Raw genomic sequence first — 1059 nt, forward strand, 5'->3', positions numbered from 1 at the left:
TTCTGGAGGCCTCATGGCCATTGTTCACAAATCCACCGCGCCCAACCGTTACCGAGCGGAACCCTCCGTTCTCACCGCTCTGCGCACGCCCCGCCTGCTCACCCGCGAAGTTCTAGCCGGCCTCGTCGTGGCCATGGCCCTCATCCCCGAGGCGATCGCTTTCTCGATCATCGCCGGCGTCGACCCACGCGTCGGCCTGTTCTCCTCATTCGTGATGGCCGTGACAATCGCTTTCGTCGGCGGACGCCCGGCCATGATCACCGCCGCCACCGGCGCCATCGCCCTCGTCATCGCCCCCGTCGCACGAGAATACGGCATGGAATATTTCATCGCCACCGTCATCCTGGCCGGCGTGTTACAAATCGTGCTCAGCCTGGTCGGCGTCGCCAAGCTCATGCGCTTCATCCCCCGCAGCGTCATGGTCGGCTTCGTCAACGCCCTCGCGATTCTCATCTTCACAGCCCAACTTCCCCAGCTGCTCAACGTGCCCGTCATGGTCTACCCACTCGTCGCCGCCGGACTGATCATCATGGTCGTCATGCCACGCATCACCAAAGTGATCCCGGCCCCACTCGTCGCGATCGTCGTACTCACCGTGGTCACCGTACTGATGGCGATCAACGTCCCCACCATCCGCGACCAAGGAGAACTCCCCCAAAGCCTGCCCGAACTCTTTTTCCCCAGCGTTCCGCTCAACTGGGACACCTTCACCATCATCGCCCCCTACGCCCTCGGCATGGCCCTCGTCGGAATCCTCGAATCACTCATGACCGCAAAATTCGTCGACGAGATCACCGACACCCACTCCAACAAAACCCGTGAAACCTGGGGCCAAGGCGTCGCCAACATCATGAGCGGCCTCTTCGGCGGAATGGGCGGATGCGCCATGATCGGCCAGACCATGATCAACGTCAAGGCCTCCGGCGCCCGCACCCGCATCTCCACCTTCCTCGCCGGCATCTTCCTGCTCGTCCTAGTACTCGGCCTCGGCGACATACTCGCCGTCGTGCCCATGGCCGCCCTAGTCGCGGTGATGATCATCGTGTCGTATCTGACCTT

Annotated in this window: 1 protein-coding gene; it reads left to right on the top strand. The window is 62.5% G+C overall.

The window, feature by feature from the left end:
- Window positions 1-13: 13 nt before the first annotated feature.
- Window positions 14-1059 (top strand): SulP family inorganic anion transporter (locus tag CXY74_RS00015; RefSeq protein ID WP_104198530.1); only part of this gene is annotated, 1046 nt, incomplete at its 3' end.

The organism is Cryobacterium sp. Y29, assembly GCF_002929825.1.
Taxonomy (GTDB): domain Bacteria; phylum Actinomycetota; class Actinomycetes; order Actinomycetales; family Microbacteriaceae; genus Cryobacterium.